Consider the following 15,056-nt stretch of genomic DNA (forward strand, 5'->3'; position numbering starts at 1 on the left):
GCTGCGCAACTGCACCTCGGCACGTTATGCGGTGAACAAGGGGCGGATGGTCCGGTTGGCAGAATACAGCCGCGATGCGTTGGTCGCCTTGCGGGCCGAAACCGGCATTGCCTATGACGACCGTCAAAAGGGCACGTTGCAGCTTTTCCGCACGCAAAAACAATTGGATGGCGCGCAAAAAGATATCGCAGTGCTGCGTGAAGGCGGCGTTGCGTTTGAACTGCTGGACCGCGCAGGCTGCATCGCCGCCGAGCCGGGGCTGGCCGCTGCCGCCGATCGCATCGTGGGCGGGCTGCGCCTACCCGGAGACGAAACAGGCGACTGTTTCCGCTTTACGAACTCGCTGGCTGATATGGCACGCGCCAAGGGCGTCACCTTCCGCACCGGGGTCGAAATTCGTAGTTTGGTAACGAATGGTCGGCATATTGAGGCGGTAAGCACCTCAGAAGGGATGATCACCGGCGACGCCTTTGTCGTGGCACTTGGCAGCTATTCACCAGCCTTGGTTCGGCCCCTGGGGCTGCGCCTGCCGATCTATCCGGTCAAAGGATACTCGATCACCGCGCCGATCACGGATGCGACCCACGCACCGCAATCCACGGTGATGGACGAAACCTACAAAATCGCGATCACCCGTCTGGGTGGGCGCCTGCGCGCCGGTGGCATGGCGGAACTGGCTGGTTTCGACAAGCGTCTTCACGCCAAGCGGCAAAATGCCTTGCACCATTCGGTGGGGGATCTGTTCGCGGGCGGGGCTGATTTGTCGCGTTCGGAATTCTGGTGCGGCTTGCGGCCGATGACGCCAGACGGCACCCCGATCATCGGGCGCGCGGGGGCTGACAACCTATGGCTCAACACAGGTCACGGCACGTTGGGCTGGACCATGGGCGCAGGATCGGGCCGCGTGTTGAGCGATATGATTTCAGGCCGCGAAACCGAGATTGCAACCGCAGATCTGGGCTACGAACGCTACCTTCCAACAACCGGACCGGTGCGCACCAAAGGTGGCTGGCAACCTGCATAGGGATAGACCAGGCCCCGCTTTGCGCTGTAAATACCCGTTCAAACCCTCTCGCACACACAAGGCGAGGGGGTTTTCGTTTCAACGCTGAACATCGACAGCGCAGATTATAAAAACGGCTGATGAGTTGCGAGATGATGGTTTAAACCTTGCTCACGCAGGGGTTTGGGCGGGCATCGACCCATCGGCTGAACATACCCTTTTGGGGTTTACTCGTCTTTGCGCCGCAAAGGTAGCGTCACCCGAAACGCGGCACCGCCCTGACCGGGCAGATAGTCGATGTCGCCGCCCAGATTTGCCATGATCTCGCGGCAGATGGCCAACCCCAGCCCGGCCCCTCCGGCCCGGCTGGTATCGGTCAGGCGCGAGAATTTTTCAAAGATCAACCCCTGCGCCTTTTTCGGTATTCCTGAGCCGTTGTCGATAAAATCCACCTGTAGTTTTTGCCCGCGCCGTTTCACCTCGACCCGCAAGACCCCGCGTTCGGCATCGCAATATTTACGCGCGTTCGAGATCAGGTTGATGAACACCTGCACCAACCGGTCCGTATCGGTAAACACCGGCATGTGTTCGCTTGGCAGGTCACGCTGAACGGTAAAGTCACGTTCCGGGCGCGTGCTTGAGGCGGCAGATACGGCCTTGTTGATCAGATCATGCAGGTTCGCCACACCGATATTCAACTGCACCTTGCGGTTTTCCAGCACACTCAGATCCAGCAGATCATCCAGCAAACGGGTCAGGCGGCGGGCCTCTTCGTGGATGATTTCGGCGTATTGCGCACGCATCGCTTCGGACAGATCCGGCTCCATCAAAATCTCGGAAAATGCGCGGATTGAGGTCATCGGCGTGCGCAATTCGTGCGAGATCTGCCCCAGGAACGCGTCTTTTTGCACGCTCAGCTCTGTCAGCTTGTCATTCGCCGCACTCAGCGCGCGGGCGGTTCGGGCCAGCTCTTCGGATTTAGCCTCAAGTTGGGCGGAATATTCCTTGATCTCGGCGGCCTCACCGGCCACGGCAATCAGATCCTGCACCGAGACGCTGGCCGAACCTGAAAGCTGTGCAATCATTGCATGCGCAGTCGCAGCCCCCACCGATCCCGCCAGCTGGCGTTCCAAACGAACGATAAAATCCGGTGTCGTATCCGGCAGATACCCTGCCTTCCCTTGGCCCGCCGCCTGTGCTTGAAAAAAGCGTTGCGCCTCTTCGGTGCCTAATATCCGCTGCGACATCGACAACAGGTCTTCGGCCTCGGCATTGCCGCGTGACCATCCTCGCGCGGCGCGTGCCTGATTGAAAACATTGACAAAGGCCACGCCCTGAAGTCGCTCCATCGGGCCCGGAAAACTGACCAATGACAACACCGCAAAGACCAACGTGTTCAACGACAACGACCAGAACATCGAATGCAAAAGCGGGTCCAACCCCGAAATTCCCAGCAGCGCATGCGGCCGTAGCCAGCCAATCCCGAAGGGGCCATTGACCATGACATGCGGCGAAATCAGCTCTCCGGCGCCAAAGGACGGCAACAGCAGCGTATAAAGCCAGATCACAAAGCCGGTCAGCAGCCCCGCCGCCGCCCCGACATGTGTCGCGCCCCGCCAGTAAATACCGCCCAACATCGCGGGCAGTACCTGCGCAGCCCCCACAAAGGCGATCAACCCGATCGAGGCCAGCGCCGTCGACCCCCCTGACAGGTGATAATAGCCATATCCCATCGCCAGAACGACGCCGATTGATATCCGCCGCGACATCAGCACAAGCCCGCGAACGTCGCCGGGTTCGCGTGCCGTTCTGTGCCGCAGCGTCAGCCACAGGGGGGTGACGATATGGTTGGACACCATCGTCGACAGCGCAATCGCCGCCACGATCACCATTGATGTCGCACTGGAAAAACCGCCCAGGAACGCCAGCAGCGCCAGTTTGCCCGCGCCTTCCGTCAACGGCAGGGTCAGCACGAAAAGGTCGGGGTTTGTGCCCTCGGGCATCAACTCTAACCCGACCACGGCAATTGGCACCACAAACAGGCTCATCAGCATCAGATACAGCGGAAACGCCCAGCTTGCGGTTGCCAGATGGCGTTCGTCGGCGTTCTCGACCACCAGCACCTGAAACATGCGTGGCAGCGTCAAAATTGCCGCCGCCGATACAAAGGTCAGCCCCGCCCAGCGCGCCGGATTAAGTGGCCAATCGGCAATCGGGGATTTGTCGATCCGCGCCAGCACATCGCCTACGCCATCAGCCAGGCCCCAGACCACAAAGATGCCCACCGCCAAAAGCGCCACCAGTTTCATTACCGCCTCAAGCGCGATGGCCATCACCACGCCGTGGTGACGCTCGTTCGCATCCAGGTTGCGGGTGCCGAAAAGAATGGTGAACAGCGCAAGCCCCGCCGCAATCCATAGCGCCGTGGTGCCTTGGCCGGGCAATTCCCACCCCTCGGAGGCATCAGAGGCAAAGACCCCAAAGCTAAGCGTAACGGATTGAAGTTGCAGCGCGATATAGGGTGTCGAGGCCGCCACCGCCATCAGCGTGACAATCACCCCCAAAAGGTTTGATTTGCCGTATCGGCTGGAAATCAGATCGGCAATCGAGGTCACGCGCTGCGCCCGGCCGATCCGCACCAGTTTGCGCAAGATCCACCACCAGCCGACAAAAACCAGCGTTGGCCCCAGATAGATCGTGGCAAATTCCAGCCCCGAGCGCGCCGCATAGCCAACGGCGCCATAAAACGTCCAGGCGGTGCAATAGATACTTAGCGACAGCGTATAGACCAAGGGGCTGTGCAGCCCGCTGAAACGGCCCCGCTGGGCGCGTCGCTCGGCCAGAAAGGCCACTCCGAACAGTAAGATCACATAGACCAGACATACCGCAACCAACACATTGAACGGCATTGCCTAGATATCCCCCTCGGCTTTTTCTTCGGCGTCAATGACAGGGCCCAGGCCCCACGACAGACCAAAGGCCGCACAGACCAGAAAGAACCAGACGATGAACAGATAAACCGTGCCGCGTCCGGTATCGGGCGCCACCGTTTCCGCAGGAAGCCATAATGCAGGGATCATGATCAGCACCACCCCCAGCACCGGCAGCATCTTGGCGGCGTCCATTATCCGGCGCCTGCGGTAGGACCGGCGCGCCAAGAACAACGGTTGGGCATTTTGGGGCATCACGCCTCCTCGCCGGCAAGCCGACGCACGGCGGCAAGCACATCCGCGTTTGCAAACGGCTTGGCCAGAAAATCACTTGCACCGGCCCGCTCTGCGGCGTCGCGGTCGCGCCCCTGTCCGCGTGCTGTCAGCATCAAAACCGGCAGATCCGCCAACACGGTATCAGCCCGCAGATCGGTCAGGATTTCAAACCCCGAACGGCCGGGCAACATCAGGTCCAGGATCAGAACATCAGGCTTTTCGGCGCGAATCCGCGCCACGGCATCCGAGCCGTCCGCATGCAGGCTTACCCGCCAACCGGCGCGGGTCAAAATGAACCGTATGGCCTCGGCTATATGGGGCTCATCCTCAATCAAAAGGACATGCTGTTGTGCCATATCGCGCGCTCTTTCCTTACCGCTGAAGAATGGTGATCAGGCCGCGCAGCCCGACCCGCACCGTTACTGACCCCGCCCTACAGCCCGACTATTGCGGGCGATCACGAAACTGTCAAACGCCCTTCGCCCGCCCCGCCCTAGATTTCCGCCAGAATCGAGGGTTCGCGCCGCCCCGGGCAACTGCCGCGTGGGCAGATCCGGCAGCTTGATCCGACCAGGCGGTCGCCTTCGGCGCTGCGCGGTGGGGCCGGCAGGATCAGCATCATCGCCTCCATCAGTTGCGGCCCGTCAAAGCCCGGAGGCTGACGCGGCTGGCAAAACGCATAGGTCAAAAAGCGTTGCGGCACCCGCCCCGCCAATTCCAGCACCGCGCGTATCGGCTGCATCGGACGGCCCAGCGCCTCGTAAAGCGGCCAAAGCGGGCACGCCGCCCCAAACCGCGGCAGGGTAAAACCGGGGGCGGGTTTGCGAAAGGTCAACGTGCCCGAACCGTCACAGATCAACAGCCCGATTGGCGTGCCCACAACCTCGGGCGGCAACGTGGCCAGCCGGCGAAACACCGTCGCCATCGGCACACCCAGCCCCATGGCCAACCGGGCCGGGTCCAGCCCCTGTTCGGCCACGGCACGGCGCAGCACATCCAACGGCAGCGCCACCGCATCTGCCCGCGCCTGCGCCATATGGGCCAACGCCAGTTTTCGCGCCGCCCCCGAGGCCAATTCCGCCGACCCCGCCATTATTGCCTCGGGCGGGGGCGCATGTGTGCGTTCTAGCTCCGCCAGATGGAAATCCTGCCGCTCCAACCACGCCTCAACCTCTTCTTGTGGCGAGGAAAGGCCCGTTTCAGCCTCATCCAACGTATCGAGATATCCTACCAACGCCTCGGCGGTATCAGACAGGCGCAGGCTTTCTTCGTGGATCGTCAGATAGAAGCGATTGCGCCATTCGGGCGCAATCTCCTCGGGTTCGACCAGGATCGCCGCGGTTGAGCGCAGGCTGGTCACGGCTGACAGCACCTCGTGCAGGGTTGCGGCCAAAAACGGGTCTTGGGCCATCCGCTCGGAATACCCCTCAAGCACGCGTTCCAACTGCCCCACGCGCGCCTGACAACCGGCCAGCAACGCCGCCCAGCCGGGAAACCGGCCCACAAATTCCTCAATCCGCTCCACCTCGGGCGGGGTATCGGCAAGGTTGGCCCCTGCTACTGCCTCACGCAGCCCATCAAACAACGCGCCTTCGGCCCCTTCGGACAGCGCAAGCGGATCAACCGTCAACGCACCTGCCAACGCCTCCAGCAAGGTATCATTCACGCGTCGGCGGTTGTGTTCGATCAGGTTGAGATAAGCGGGTGAAATACCGACCCCGCGCGCAAGATCGGCCTGTTTCAGCCCCAACGCCGTGCGTCGTTCACGAATTCGGGTACCGGCCAGGGATGCGCGCGTCATAAGACCTCCGCTTTGTAATTTACAAGAAATTCACGAAATTTCAAATATATTGAGCCATGTTCACAGCGGAATTTCTTGTGAGGTTTCCTTTTGTAAAATGATCACCGCCCAGCCTTGCCACTGATCCCTTCGACAGGGTCGATAAGGCGTCTTTTGCGATCATCACACCCTAGCCGATCAGCGCCACCAGCCATGCGGTCCCTGCGGCAATCGCCGTCAGCATGACCGCTGCACTGGCGCAGTCCTTTGCCTTTTTGGCGCGGGGGTCTTGATCAGGGCAGACCAAATCCACCACCTCTTCCAATGCGGTGTTTACCAACTCAGCCGCCAGCAGCAAAAACCCCAGCGCAATGATCATGCCCCGTGCATCCGCGCTGATTGGCAACAAAAAGGTCAGTATCACCGACACAAGCTGCGCGCCGCTCCATTGCCGCAGCGACTTTTCCGACGCCCAGGCAGCGCCCCACCCCTGACACGACCAGCGCAGCGTATTTTGCAAGCGCTGCATCTCGGATAGCAGCCGCCGGGTCCCTACCCCTTTGTCGCGCAGTTTCACCCCGCCATCCCTTCTGCCGCCAAGCTATCCAGATAAAGCCGCACGGCCTGTTGCACATGGCGAAACCGGTCACCGCCCAGCTTGACCCCACCATACCAGCGCGTCACCACAACGATATGGTCGCATAGCCCCTCGGCCTCCAGCAGGCGCAGGATGATCGCGCCGGCCCCGGCCTCGCCATCATCGGATTTCACCGGATCGGGCGCCGCATCCGGCGCGCTGACCCATAAGGCCCAACTATTGTGTGTGGCCTTGGCAAAGCGTTTCTGGCGTTTCAGTTCAGCAATGAACGCAAGCGCCCCCGCGCGCCCCGCCACCGGACCGCCAGAAACCGCATAGCGGGAGCCTCGATCGCTTAGCGCGTTTGTGATAATCTTCATCCCGCAGGGATAGCCCGTGCCCTTTCGCGCGGCAAGACCGCACGCCTTGTCACCGCTGCAAAGGTCGTAGCCGGTTCAGGTCAACAGACGCAATTCCGACAAGACCCCCGCGTGAAGGCACCAGTCCGGCGCAGCGCCCACCGCGCCCGGGCTACCCGACAAAAACGCGAGGCACCCCTGCGTGCCGCTACAGGTCCGGCACCGGGCGACCATTTCGGCAAGATCGGCCTGCGTCAACAGCCCGTCATAAATCGCCTCGGTCAGGTTGACGCCCATCTGTCGGGCCATACCGCGGGTGATCCAAAAGTGAAGATCAACATTACCCTGAACTCCCATGATTTTTCCTTTCATCTGACGCTAGATCAGCCAGGATTGCGGCCGGATGGTGCGGCGTTCCAGCGTTAAGCATCAGCGTCATCCAGTAGTTGCCCCTATCCCCAGAATCGGGCACGAACGCCTGCCCCGCCATGATTTGGATCAAGCGCGACCGCCGGGCAGCACCCCCAGCCCCGCAGCGGCCGCCTGCGCCACGCGGGCCGACAGATCGCGCAGCCGGGCCTTGTCTTCGGCAAGCGTCAGCACATTTTCGGCCATCACCAATGCCCGCGCCGATTGCCCCGCAACAGCCTGGCCAAAGACCTCGGGCGCAATCTCAGCCAGTGCCAGCAAGGCTTTTTGCAGCCGCACCTGCACTTCGATCAGCCCCGCGCCATCGCGGGCAATCGGATTGAACGCATCGGTCACCAGATCCTCAACCCTTAGCGGCGGCACCCAAAGGCGCGGGTGAATCAGTTCGGTTTCCGGGCGCTCATTCCAGATGGACAGTACCCGCACCAGCCGCCCCAGAACATCAATCCCGGTGCCCGGATCGTTCACCGCAGGCGACAGCGCGCGCGATGCGACCTCGGTCATGGCCATCACACCAAAGCGCGGATCCTGGTCAAAGGTTCGGCTTTCGGCCACCGAGAACGCGTTGCGCAGATGTTGGCGCACGGCATCAGCGGCGCCGGAATCGTCGGGCATCGGCTCCAGATGTGCCAGCACATAGGCTGGATGCACAAAGGCCCCGGGCAAGGCATGCAGCCACAGCCGGGCATCCTGCGCCTCGGCCAGCGCCGAAATCGCCGCAAGATCAATGTTTTGCACATAGCCTGTTTCGACCGCCAGAATCGGCGCTGCGGTTGGGGGCGGCGGCGAGGTTTGCGCGTGTGCGCCCAAATAGGGGTGTGCCAGCCGCGTTTCCAGCGCATTGCGCGCCGCGGTCTCGACCCGGCCGATCGTATCGCTTAACCGCCCGAACTCAGTCAGATGCGCGATCCAGCGCAGCAGATTGGCGACGATCAGCGCCAGAACAAGAACCGTCGCCAAAAACAGCACCAGCCGCCCGTTTTCACCATAAATCCCGGTTTTCAGGGCAATGATCCCGACCAACGCATAGATGAACGCCCCGATGAACGTGGCCAGCACGCGCTGCGTCGTTACATCGGCCTTAAGCAAAAAGGTCGCGCGCGGTGTTGCCTCGTTTGAGGCCTGCGCAAATGCCGCCAGCATGATCGACAGCGAAAATGTCGTGACCGTCAGCATTGATGTCGCCAGAATATTCAGCAGGCTTTCTACGGCATTCGCGCCAATCTTGGTTGAAAGCCCGACCGGAATGAACGGTTTCAGCAACACCGCGCCCAGCGCCGTGCCAATACCCAGCACACCGTAAGCCGTGACCGGAACCCAGATCTGACGCGACACGCGCTGCCATCGCCACTGCCACTTGGATGCCATGCCGCCCCCCTGTCTGCGAAGGGCAAGTTTGTCTCAGTCAGGGCGGCGCGGCAAGTCTGGCGATTGTCGCCCTTAAATTCTGCCTGCGCGCAGCTCTGCCGTGGTCTGGCGCACCACATCAATGCGCAGCCCATTGGCCGGATGGGTGCCGAGAAAGGTCTTGCCGGGGTCCGGGATCCGGCTGAAGAACTGTGCCCCGCGCACCGGATCATACCCCGCGTCCCACGTCAAAATCGTGCCCAAACGGTCGGCCTCCAACTCATAATCCTTGGCGCGGCTGCGCGCGCCTACCGTCGCCCCGATATCCTGGGCGGAGCGCACCGCCTGCGGATCACCGCCCCCCGCTGCCGCCAGCGCGCCCAGAATCATCGCGCCCGCCATCGCGTTTTGCTGCTGGCGCGGAATATGCGCGGCAATATGGTGCGCCGCCTCATGGCCCATCACAAAGGCCAACTCATCCGCGTTGCGCGCCTCGGCAATCAGTGCAAGGTTGAAGGCGACAATGGGCCGCCCGGCCTTGTCCAACGTCTGAAACGCATTTGGCGCCTGACCGGGCCGATCATCAACCATGATCTGATAATCGCAATTTTGCTGCGGCGCACGGGCACGGCACTCGGCCTCGATCTGCGGCTCCATCCGGCGCGCGACCGCGATGAAATTCTGCACCGCAGCATCTGGCGACAGCGCGGGGCCATCCGCCACTGCCTCCACTTGCGGCAATGGTGCGGGCATCGCCTGCCCTTGCGGCATCCCGCAAGCCGCCAGCGCCGCAATCAGCGGCAACAATAACGCAAGACGCAGATAGCTGGACGACATCGCAGGCTCCTACCGGGCAATCGCGCGATCATATCGCCTCACCCGCCGCCCGAAAAGCCCGTGCCTTCCTGCTCACGCCAATGTTTTACGCTTTTCGCGCGCCAGCAGACGCGCTACGCTGCCCCCATGTTTACCATCGAGCACGAATTTGACGCCACCGTGATCACCCTCGTCGATGAGGGTGACGATCCGAAGGATTACCTGCAAGAAGATGTAACCATCGAGGTATTCGAAGATTGCGTTACCGTGGCCCAGTTGGAACCCCAGACCGATACGGTGATGAACGTCACCTTTTCCCACGCGCAGTTGCGCGAACTGGCAGCAGCGCTTGATCTGCCCGAAGGCGTCTACCGCCTCAGCCCCCGCAAAACCCCCTAAAGCGGCGATCTCTGGAAAATATCCCCGTCAACAGGAACCGGCCTCACTCCAGCCGGAACACCTTGTCGCGCGATGTAGCCCCCCGGATCAGCACCAGCCGCGTTTTTGCCACTCCCAGCGCCTTGGCCAGCAGCTTGACCACCGCCGCGTTGGCCTTGCCATCCTCGGGCACGACGGTGACATAGACGCGCAGGCCCTCTTCCCCAGCCAGCACCGCATTGCGCGACGCCTTTGGCGTTACCCGCACCGCGATTTCCGCACCGGGGTGGGCCAGATGGGTCAGGTCGATCATCACGATCCTTTGGTGTAACGGCTCTGGCCCTCATTCTAACGCGCCGCTACTCTGGCGGCCAGAGCGATGGAGCCCGCAATGCAGACCGCCTTTTTTCACGACGAACGCTGCCTGTGGCATGGCGGCGGCAACTATTCCTTTACCCTGCCGGTGGGCGGATTGGTGCAGCCCGGCGGCGGCCTGCCCGAAAGCCCCGAAACCAAGCGCCGCCTGGTCAACCTGCTTCGCGTTACCGGCCTGATGGCGCTGATTGATGCAGGCTCCGCCCCCGCCGCCAGTCGCCAAGACCTGTTGCGCGTCCACCCGGCGCGCTACCTTGATGCGTTCAAGGCGGCGTCGGACGCAGGCGGCGGCGAATTGGGGCTGCGCACCCCCTTCGGGCCGGGCGGGTATGAGATTGCCGCCCTGTCCGCCGGTCTAGCCAAAGCCGCGCTGATAGCGGTGCTGAGCGGGGCCGCGCGCAACGCCTATGCGCTGTCGCGCCCACCGGGCCACCACTGCCTGCCGGATTTTCCGAACGGGTTTTGCCTGTTGAACAATATCGCCATCGCGGTCCGCGCCGTGCAGGCTGCGGGCCTGGCGCAGCGCATCGCCGTGGTCGATTGGGACGTGCATCACGGCAACGGCACCGAGGCGGTCTTTCTGGCTGACCCGGATGTGCTGACAATCTCGCTCCATCAGGACCGCAACTACCCGATGGACACCGGCGCCGCCGAGGCTCGGGGCAACGGCGCGGGCCATGGCGCCAACCTCAACATCCCGCTCCCGCCCGGCACCGGCCACGCCAGCTATCTTGAGGCGATGGAGCGCCTTGTGCTACCCGCCCTGACCCGCTTTCACCCCGAGGTGATCATCGTCGCCAGCGGTTATGACGCCTCGGCGGTGGACCCGCTGGGCCGGATGCTGGCCACCGCCGACACCTTCCGCGCGATGACCGCAATGATGATGACTTCCGCCGATACGCTGTGCGACGGCAAATTGATGCTGACCCATGAGGGCGGCTATAGCGAGGTTCATGTACCATTTTGCGCCCATGCCGTGCTGGAAACGCTGTCAGCCAGCGCAATAACCGCCCCGGATCCGCTTGCCGCCACCCTTGCGCTGCGCCAACCGGGGCCGGAATGGCAGGCGCATGTCTCGGCCCATATCACGCGCCTCGCCCAGTATTTCTATTGACGTCAGGCCCCTGCGGCCCACCCGTCACCCACAGATCCGCCTTTGAAAGGAACCGCCCCCGATGTCAGCCCCCAAACCCGTCAATCCCGACACCGCCGCCGTCAATCCCGCCTTGCCCAATCCCGCCGTGCTGGAGTTTTTGCTGACCCGTCGTTCCCGCCCGGCCCGCACGCTGGCGCTGCCGGTGCCTGACCGCGCCAAACTGACCCAGATCCTGACCGCCGCCGCCCGCACCCCCGACCATGGAAAGCTGGAGCCGTGGCGCTTTATCGTGCTGACCCGCCCCGCACTGGAACGGCTGGGCACGCTGGCGCGCACACGCGGCGCCGAAGGGGGCCTGCGCGACGAAAAACTGGCCAAGGCCGTATCGCAGTATTCTGACAGTCATCTGGCTGTGGCCGTCGTAAACGTGCCCCGCCCAACCGATAAAATTCCACATTTCGAACAATTGCTGTCGACGGGGGCGGTGTGCCTGTCCCTTTTGAACGCGACCCTCGCGGCGGGGTTCGGGGCGAACTGGCTGACCGGCTGGCTATCGCAAGACCCCCAATTTTGCGCCGAAGGGCTTGGCCTTCTTCCGGGCGAAAGGGTAGCTGGGCTGATCCATATCGGCACGGAAACCATCACCCCGCCCGAACGCCCCCGCCCAGATCTTGAGGCGATCACAACCTGGATTGACGCATGATCCTTGGCAGCTTTTTGACCGCACTGGGTGACCTTTTGCGCGCCAGCGCGCTGAAAATCCTGGCCCTTGGCATCGGCCTTTCGCTGGCGCTGCTGGTCGGGTTCTACGCGGGGGCGGTGCATGTCATCGACTGGCTTACCCCCGACACGCTGGCCCTGCCCTGGATCGGAGAGGTAACTTGGGTCAAGGATCTGATGTCCTGGGGGTCGCTGGCGCTGATGCTGGTGCTCAGCTTCTTTCTGATGATCCCGGTGGCCTCGGCCTTTACCGGCCTGTTTCTGGATACCGTCGCCAACACGGTCGAGGCGCGCCACTACCCCCATTTGCCCCCGGCCCGTGACATCCCGTTTGGCCAAAGCCTGCAAGACAGCCTCAATTTTCTGGTGCTTATTCTTGCGGTCAATATCGCCGCGCTGCTGGTCTATCTGTTCATCGGTCCCGCTGCGCCGCTGCTGTTCTGGGCGGTCAATGGCTATCTGCTGGGGCGCGAATATTTCCAGATGGTCGCGCAGCGTCGCCTGGACCGCCCCGCCGCCCGCACCCTTTACCGCGCCAACCGGGGCCGGGTTTTCGCGGCGGGCGTGCTGATGGCGGTGCCGCTGTCAATTCCCGTGGTCAACCTGGTGGTGCCGGTGTTGGGGGCGGCGACCTTCACCCATTTTTTCCACCGGCTTCGTGGCTAGGTCAAAACGGGCCTTACCGCCCCATGCGGTTGAACCAGTCAAGATCAGCCATCGTCACCATGCCCGACATGATGACCCAGACGGCAAGCCCCCAAAGCACCACCGCGATGGCGCTGGTGATCTTGGCCTTTTTACCAACATTTGCCTCTGCCGGCGCTGAGCGCGGCGTGCCGGGCACCACCTCGCCCGCCTCATCCTGACTTTGAAAGCGGATCGGCAGCACGATGAAAAACACCATGAACCAGATTGTCACGAACAGAACGATCGCCCCGGTCAGATTCATCAGACCTGCTCCAATTCCACCAGACAACCGTTGAAGTCCTTGGGATGTAAGAACAAAACCGGCTTGCCATGAGCGCCGATCTTTGGCTCTCCGGTGCCCAGAACCCGCGCGCCCGCAGCCTTCAGCCGGTCGCGCGCCGCCAGAATATCCTCGACCTCATAGCAGATATGATGGATGCCGCCGGCCGGGTTCTTTTCCAAAAAGCCCGTGATCGGGGAATTGTCGCCCAGGGGATAAAGCAACTCGATCTTGGTGTTGGGCAGTTCAATAAAGACCACGGTCACGCCATGGTCGGGCTCGTCCTGCGGCGGGTTCACCGTCGCGCCCAGCGTGTCGCGGTATTGCGCGGTTGCTGCCTCCAGATCGGGCACAGCGATGGCAACATGGTTCAAACGTCCGATCATGGCGGCCTCCGGTTAGTATCGCCCCGGGTTTAGCGGGGGGGCGGGGCAGCTGGCAAGCGGCGTTTACCTATCATTAGCCATTGTTGCGCTTAACTGGCAGGACAACGACTCAGGAGAGGTGCCATGGCCGACGATCTGACCAACTTTTTCCCACCCCAACCCGCCACGGCGACACGCCCCCTTTTGGGCCTGACCGTGCTTGTCGTCGAAGATAGCCGCTTCGCATCCGAAGCGATGCGGCTTTTGTGCCTGCGGTCCGGTGCCCGGATCAGGCGGGCCGATTGCCTGCGTTCGGCGCATCGGCATTTGCAAACCTATCGGCCCGGCGCGGTAATCATCGACATGGGCCTGCCCGATGGTTCCGGCGCCGATCTGGTGGCTGAGGTGCGTGCGATGGCTTTCCCCGCGCCAGTCATCATCGGCATCTCTAGCGATCCGGGTGGTGAGGCGTTGGCAATGGCGGCCGGGGCCGATGCCTTTCTGGCCAAGCCACTGGAAAGCATCGCTGTTTTTCAAAACACGATCCTGTCTGCCCTACCGCTGGGCACCCGGCAGCCCGGGCTTCAAGCGGTGGACGATGACCGGATCACGCCAGATCCGCTGGCGCTGCGCGATGACCTCAGCCATATCGCCGGGGTCATCGACGATGCACCCAGCCACGCAGCGCTGGACTATATCGCGCAGTTCATCTCTGGCGTGGCCCGCAGCGCCGGTGATCAACCCCTGGAGGATGCGGCCACAGCACTGGCCCGGGTTCGCCTAAGCGGCACGGAAACCGCGCCAAACCTGCGTCACCTGTCCGGGCTGGTGAAATCGCGGCTGGCCGCCGGGGCCAGATTCTAGGTCGACGACCCGGGCGAATGGCTAGGAATCGCCCAACGTCGGGTCGGCACTGACACGCACCAAACGTGTCAGATCGCCAAGCCCTTCGATCTGGCGCCCGTTGGTATCGAAATTTGCGGGTGACAGCCACGCCTCATAGGCCACTTTCAGCGCGGGCCAATCGGCATCCGTTGCCGCAAACCAGGCGGTGTCGCGGTTTCGCCCCTTGATCACGGCGGCCTGACGAAAAACACCCTCATAGCTTAGCCCCAGCCGCTGCCCGGCCCGGCGGGAGGGCACATTCAGCGAATCACACTTCCACTCAAAACGGCGATACCCCACGCCAAACGCCCAGCTGATCATCAGGATCATCGCCTCGGTCGCGGCCCGCGTGCGCTGTATCTGTGGCGACAGGTTGATATGCCCCAACTCGATCGCGCCCATGTCCGGCGTGATCCGCAGATAGGACATCACCCCACCCACCTGTCCGGTTTCAAGGTCACGCACCGCATAAAAAAAGGGATCGCTCAGCGCCGCCATGTCACGCAGCCAACGGATATACCCCGCCTCCGACGCGAACGGCCCATAGGGCAAATAATCCCAGACCGACGCATCCCCCGCGTTGGCCCGAAAAAGCACATCGGCATGGTGGTCCGGATCCAACCGTTCAAGCTGCGCATACCGCCCGGTCATCACTAGCTGATCGGGTGTCGGGGGGGTGACAAATCCGGGAACCGGAAATCCAAACTGCTTTTCAACCATATCGCACTCCTTCTTGACGCTGGATTAAGCACC

19 protein-coding genes are annotated in these 15,056 nt (G+C 62.4%); 6 read left to right on the forward strand and 13 right to left on the reverse strand.

Features of this window, described 5'->3' with window-relative positions:
* On the forward strand, positions 1-1,024 hold a 1,024-nt coding region (locus ACM62R_RS01990; RefSeq protein ID WP_415182394.1), incomplete at its 5' end, for a D-amino acid dehydrogenase.
* Positions 1,025-1,230: 206 nt separating this feature from the next.
* Here the strand turns inward: ACM62R_RS01990 and ACM62R_RS01995 are convergent.
* The 9 genes from ACM62R_RS01995 to ACM62R_RS02035 form a co-directional block, all read right to left on the reverse strand.
* Positions 1,231-3,912 carry an ATP-binding protein gene (locus ACM62R_RS01995; protein ID WP_415182395.1) on the reverse strand — a complete coding sequence of 894 codons (2,682 nt, stop codon included), beginning with the start codon at positions 3,910-3,912 and terminating at the stop codon, positions 1,231-1,233.
* A 3-nt stretch (positions 3,913-3,915) separates the two neighbouring features.
* The gene (locus ACM62R_RS02000) at positions 3,916-4,188 is read right to left on the reverse strand and encodes a hypothetical protein (RefSeq protein ID WP_415182396.1); all 273 of its coding nucleotides are present in this window, start codon (positions 4,186-4,188) and stop codon (positions 3,916-3,918) included.
* Positions 4,188-4,565 carry a response regulator transcription factor gene (locus ACM62R_RS02005; RefSeq protein WP_415182397.1) on the reverse strand — a complete coding sequence of 126 codons (378 nt, stop codon included), beginning with the start codon at positions 4,563-4,565 and terminating at the stop codon, positions 4,188-4,190. The genes ACM62R_RS02000 and ACM62R_RS02005 overlap by 1 nt, the downstream gene beginning before the upstream one ends.
* Positions 4,566-4,702: 137 nt before the next feature.
* The gene (locus ACM62R_RS02010) at positions 4,703-6,010 is read right to left on the reverse strand and encodes a short-chain fatty acyl-CoA regulator family protein (protein WP_415182398.1); all 1,308 of its coding nucleotides are present in this window, start codon (positions 6,008-6,010) and stop codon (positions 4,703-4,705) included.
* A gap of 169 nt (positions 6,011-6,179) precedes the next feature.
* Positions 6,180-6,566, reverse strand: a complete 387-nt coding sequence (locus ACM62R_RS02015; protein ID WP_415182399.1) for a diacylglycerol kinase — start codon at positions 6,564-6,566, stop codon at positions 6,180-6,182.
* Complete coding sequence (locus ACM62R_RS02020) at positions 6,563-6,946, reverse strand: YigZ family protein (RefSeq protein WP_415182400.1); 384 nt, start codon at positions 6,944-6,946, stop codon at positions 6,563-6,565. The genes ACM62R_RS02015 and ACM62R_RS02020 overlap by 4 nt, the downstream gene beginning before the upstream one ends.
* A gap of 75 nt (positions 6,947-7,021) precedes the next feature.
* Positions 7,022-7,282 (reverse strand): DUF6455 family protein, encoded by a 261-nt coding sequence (locus tag ACM62R_RS02025; protein WP_415182401.1) that lies wholly within the window; start codon positions 7,280-7,282, stop codon positions 7,022-7,024.
* Positions 7,283-7,423: 141 nt separating this feature from the next.
* Positions 7,424-8,722, reverse strand: a complete 1,299-nt coding sequence (locus ACM62R_RS02030) for a DUF2254 domain-containing protein (RefSeq protein ID WP_415182402.1) — start codon at positions 8,720-8,722, stop codon at positions 7,424-7,426.
* Between the two features lie 72 nt (positions 8,723-8,794).
* A complete protein-coding gene (locus tag ACM62R_RS02035; protein ID WP_415182403.1) occupies positions 8,795-9,538 on the reverse strand; it encodes a M48 family metalloprotease in 744 nt (247 codons plus the stop codon).
* A gap of 126 nt (positions 9,539-9,664) precedes the next feature.
* Here ACM62R_RS02035 and ACM62R_RS02040 point away from each other — a divergent pair, with 126 nt between their 5' ends.
* Entirely contained in the window at positions 9,665-9,916 is a 252-nt protein-coding gene (locus ACM62R_RS02040) for a hypothetical protein (protein ID WP_415182404.1), read from the forward strand.
* 43 nt (positions 9,917-9,959) lie between these two features.
* On the opposite strand, the gene ACM62R_RS02045 is transcribed toward ACM62R_RS02040, so the two are convergent.
* Entirely contained in the window at positions 9,960-10,208 is a 249-nt protein-coding gene (locus tag ACM62R_RS02045) for a DUF167 domain-containing protein (RefSeq protein ID WP_415182405.1), read from the reverse strand.
* A 78-nt stretch (positions 10,209-10,286) separates the two neighbouring features.
* Between ACM62R_RS02045 and ACM62R_RS02050 the strand changes: the two genes are divergently transcribed.
* The 3 genes from ACM62R_RS02050 (at position 10,287) to ACM62R_RS02060 (ending at position 12,752) form a co-directional block, all read left to right on the forward strand.
* On the forward strand, positions 10,287-11,384 hold the full coding sequence (locus tag ACM62R_RS02050) for a class II histone deacetylase (RefSeq protein WP_415182406.1): 1,098 nt from the start codon (positions 10,287-10,289) through the stop codon (positions 11,382-11,384).
* Positions 11,385-11,445: 61 nt separating this feature from the next.
* Positions 11,446-12,069, forward strand: a complete 624-nt coding sequence (locus ACM62R_RS02055) for a nitroreductase (protein WP_415182407.1) — start codon at positions 11,446-11,448, stop codon at positions 12,067-12,069.
* On the forward strand, positions 12,066-12,752 hold the full coding sequence (locus tag ACM62R_RS02060; RefSeq protein ID WP_415182408.1) for an EI24 domain-containing protein: 687 nt from the start codon (positions 12,066-12,068) through the stop codon (positions 12,750-12,752). The genes ACM62R_RS02055 and ACM62R_RS02060 overlap by 4 nt, the downstream gene beginning before the upstream one ends.
* Positions 12,753-12,765: 13 nt before the next feature.
* Here the strand turns inward: ACM62R_RS02060 and ACM62R_RS02065 are convergent, their stop codons facing one another.
* Together ACM62R_RS02065 and mce are read right to left on the reverse strand one after the other, a co-directional pair.
* Positions 12,766-13,035, reverse strand: a complete 270-nt coding sequence (locus tag ACM62R_RS02065) for a DUF1467 family protein (RefSeq protein WP_415182409.1) — start codon at positions 13,033-13,035, stop codon at positions 12,766-12,768.
* The gene (gene mce / locus ACM62R_RS02070) at positions 13,035-13,439 is read right to left on the reverse strand and encodes a methylmalonyl-CoA epimerase (RefSeq protein ID WP_415182410.1); all 405 of its coding nucleotides are present in this window, start codon (positions 13,437-13,439) and stop codon (positions 13,035-13,037) included. The genes ACM62R_RS02065 and mce overlap by 1 nt, the downstream gene beginning before the upstream one ends.
* Before the next feature lie 123 nt (positions 13,440-13,562).
* Between mce and ACM62R_RS02075 the strand changes: the two genes are divergently transcribed.
* Positions 13,563-14,282: a response regulator gene (locus ACM62R_RS02075; RefSeq protein ID WP_415182411.1), complete on the forward strand. Its 720-nt coding sequence runs from the start codon at positions 13,563-13,565 to the stop codon at positions 14,280-14,282.
* Positions 14,283-14,303: 21 nt separating this feature from the next.
* On the opposite strand, the gene ACM62R_RS02080 is transcribed toward ACM62R_RS02075, so the two are convergent.
* Positions 14,304-15,023 carry a GNAT family N-acetyltransferase gene (locus ACM62R_RS02080; RefSeq protein WP_415182412.1) on the reverse strand — a complete coding sequence of 240 codons (720 nt, stop codon included), beginning with the start codon at positions 15,021-15,023 and terminating at the stop codon, positions 14,304-14,306.
* Between the last annotated feature and the right edge of the window lie 33 nt (positions 15,024-15,056).

Origin of the sequence: Phaeovulum sp., assembly GCF_047638075.1 — a bacterium.
Classification (GTDB): domain Bacteria; phylum Pseudomonadota; class Alphaproteobacteria; order Rhodobacterales; family Rhodobacteraceae; genus UBA6197.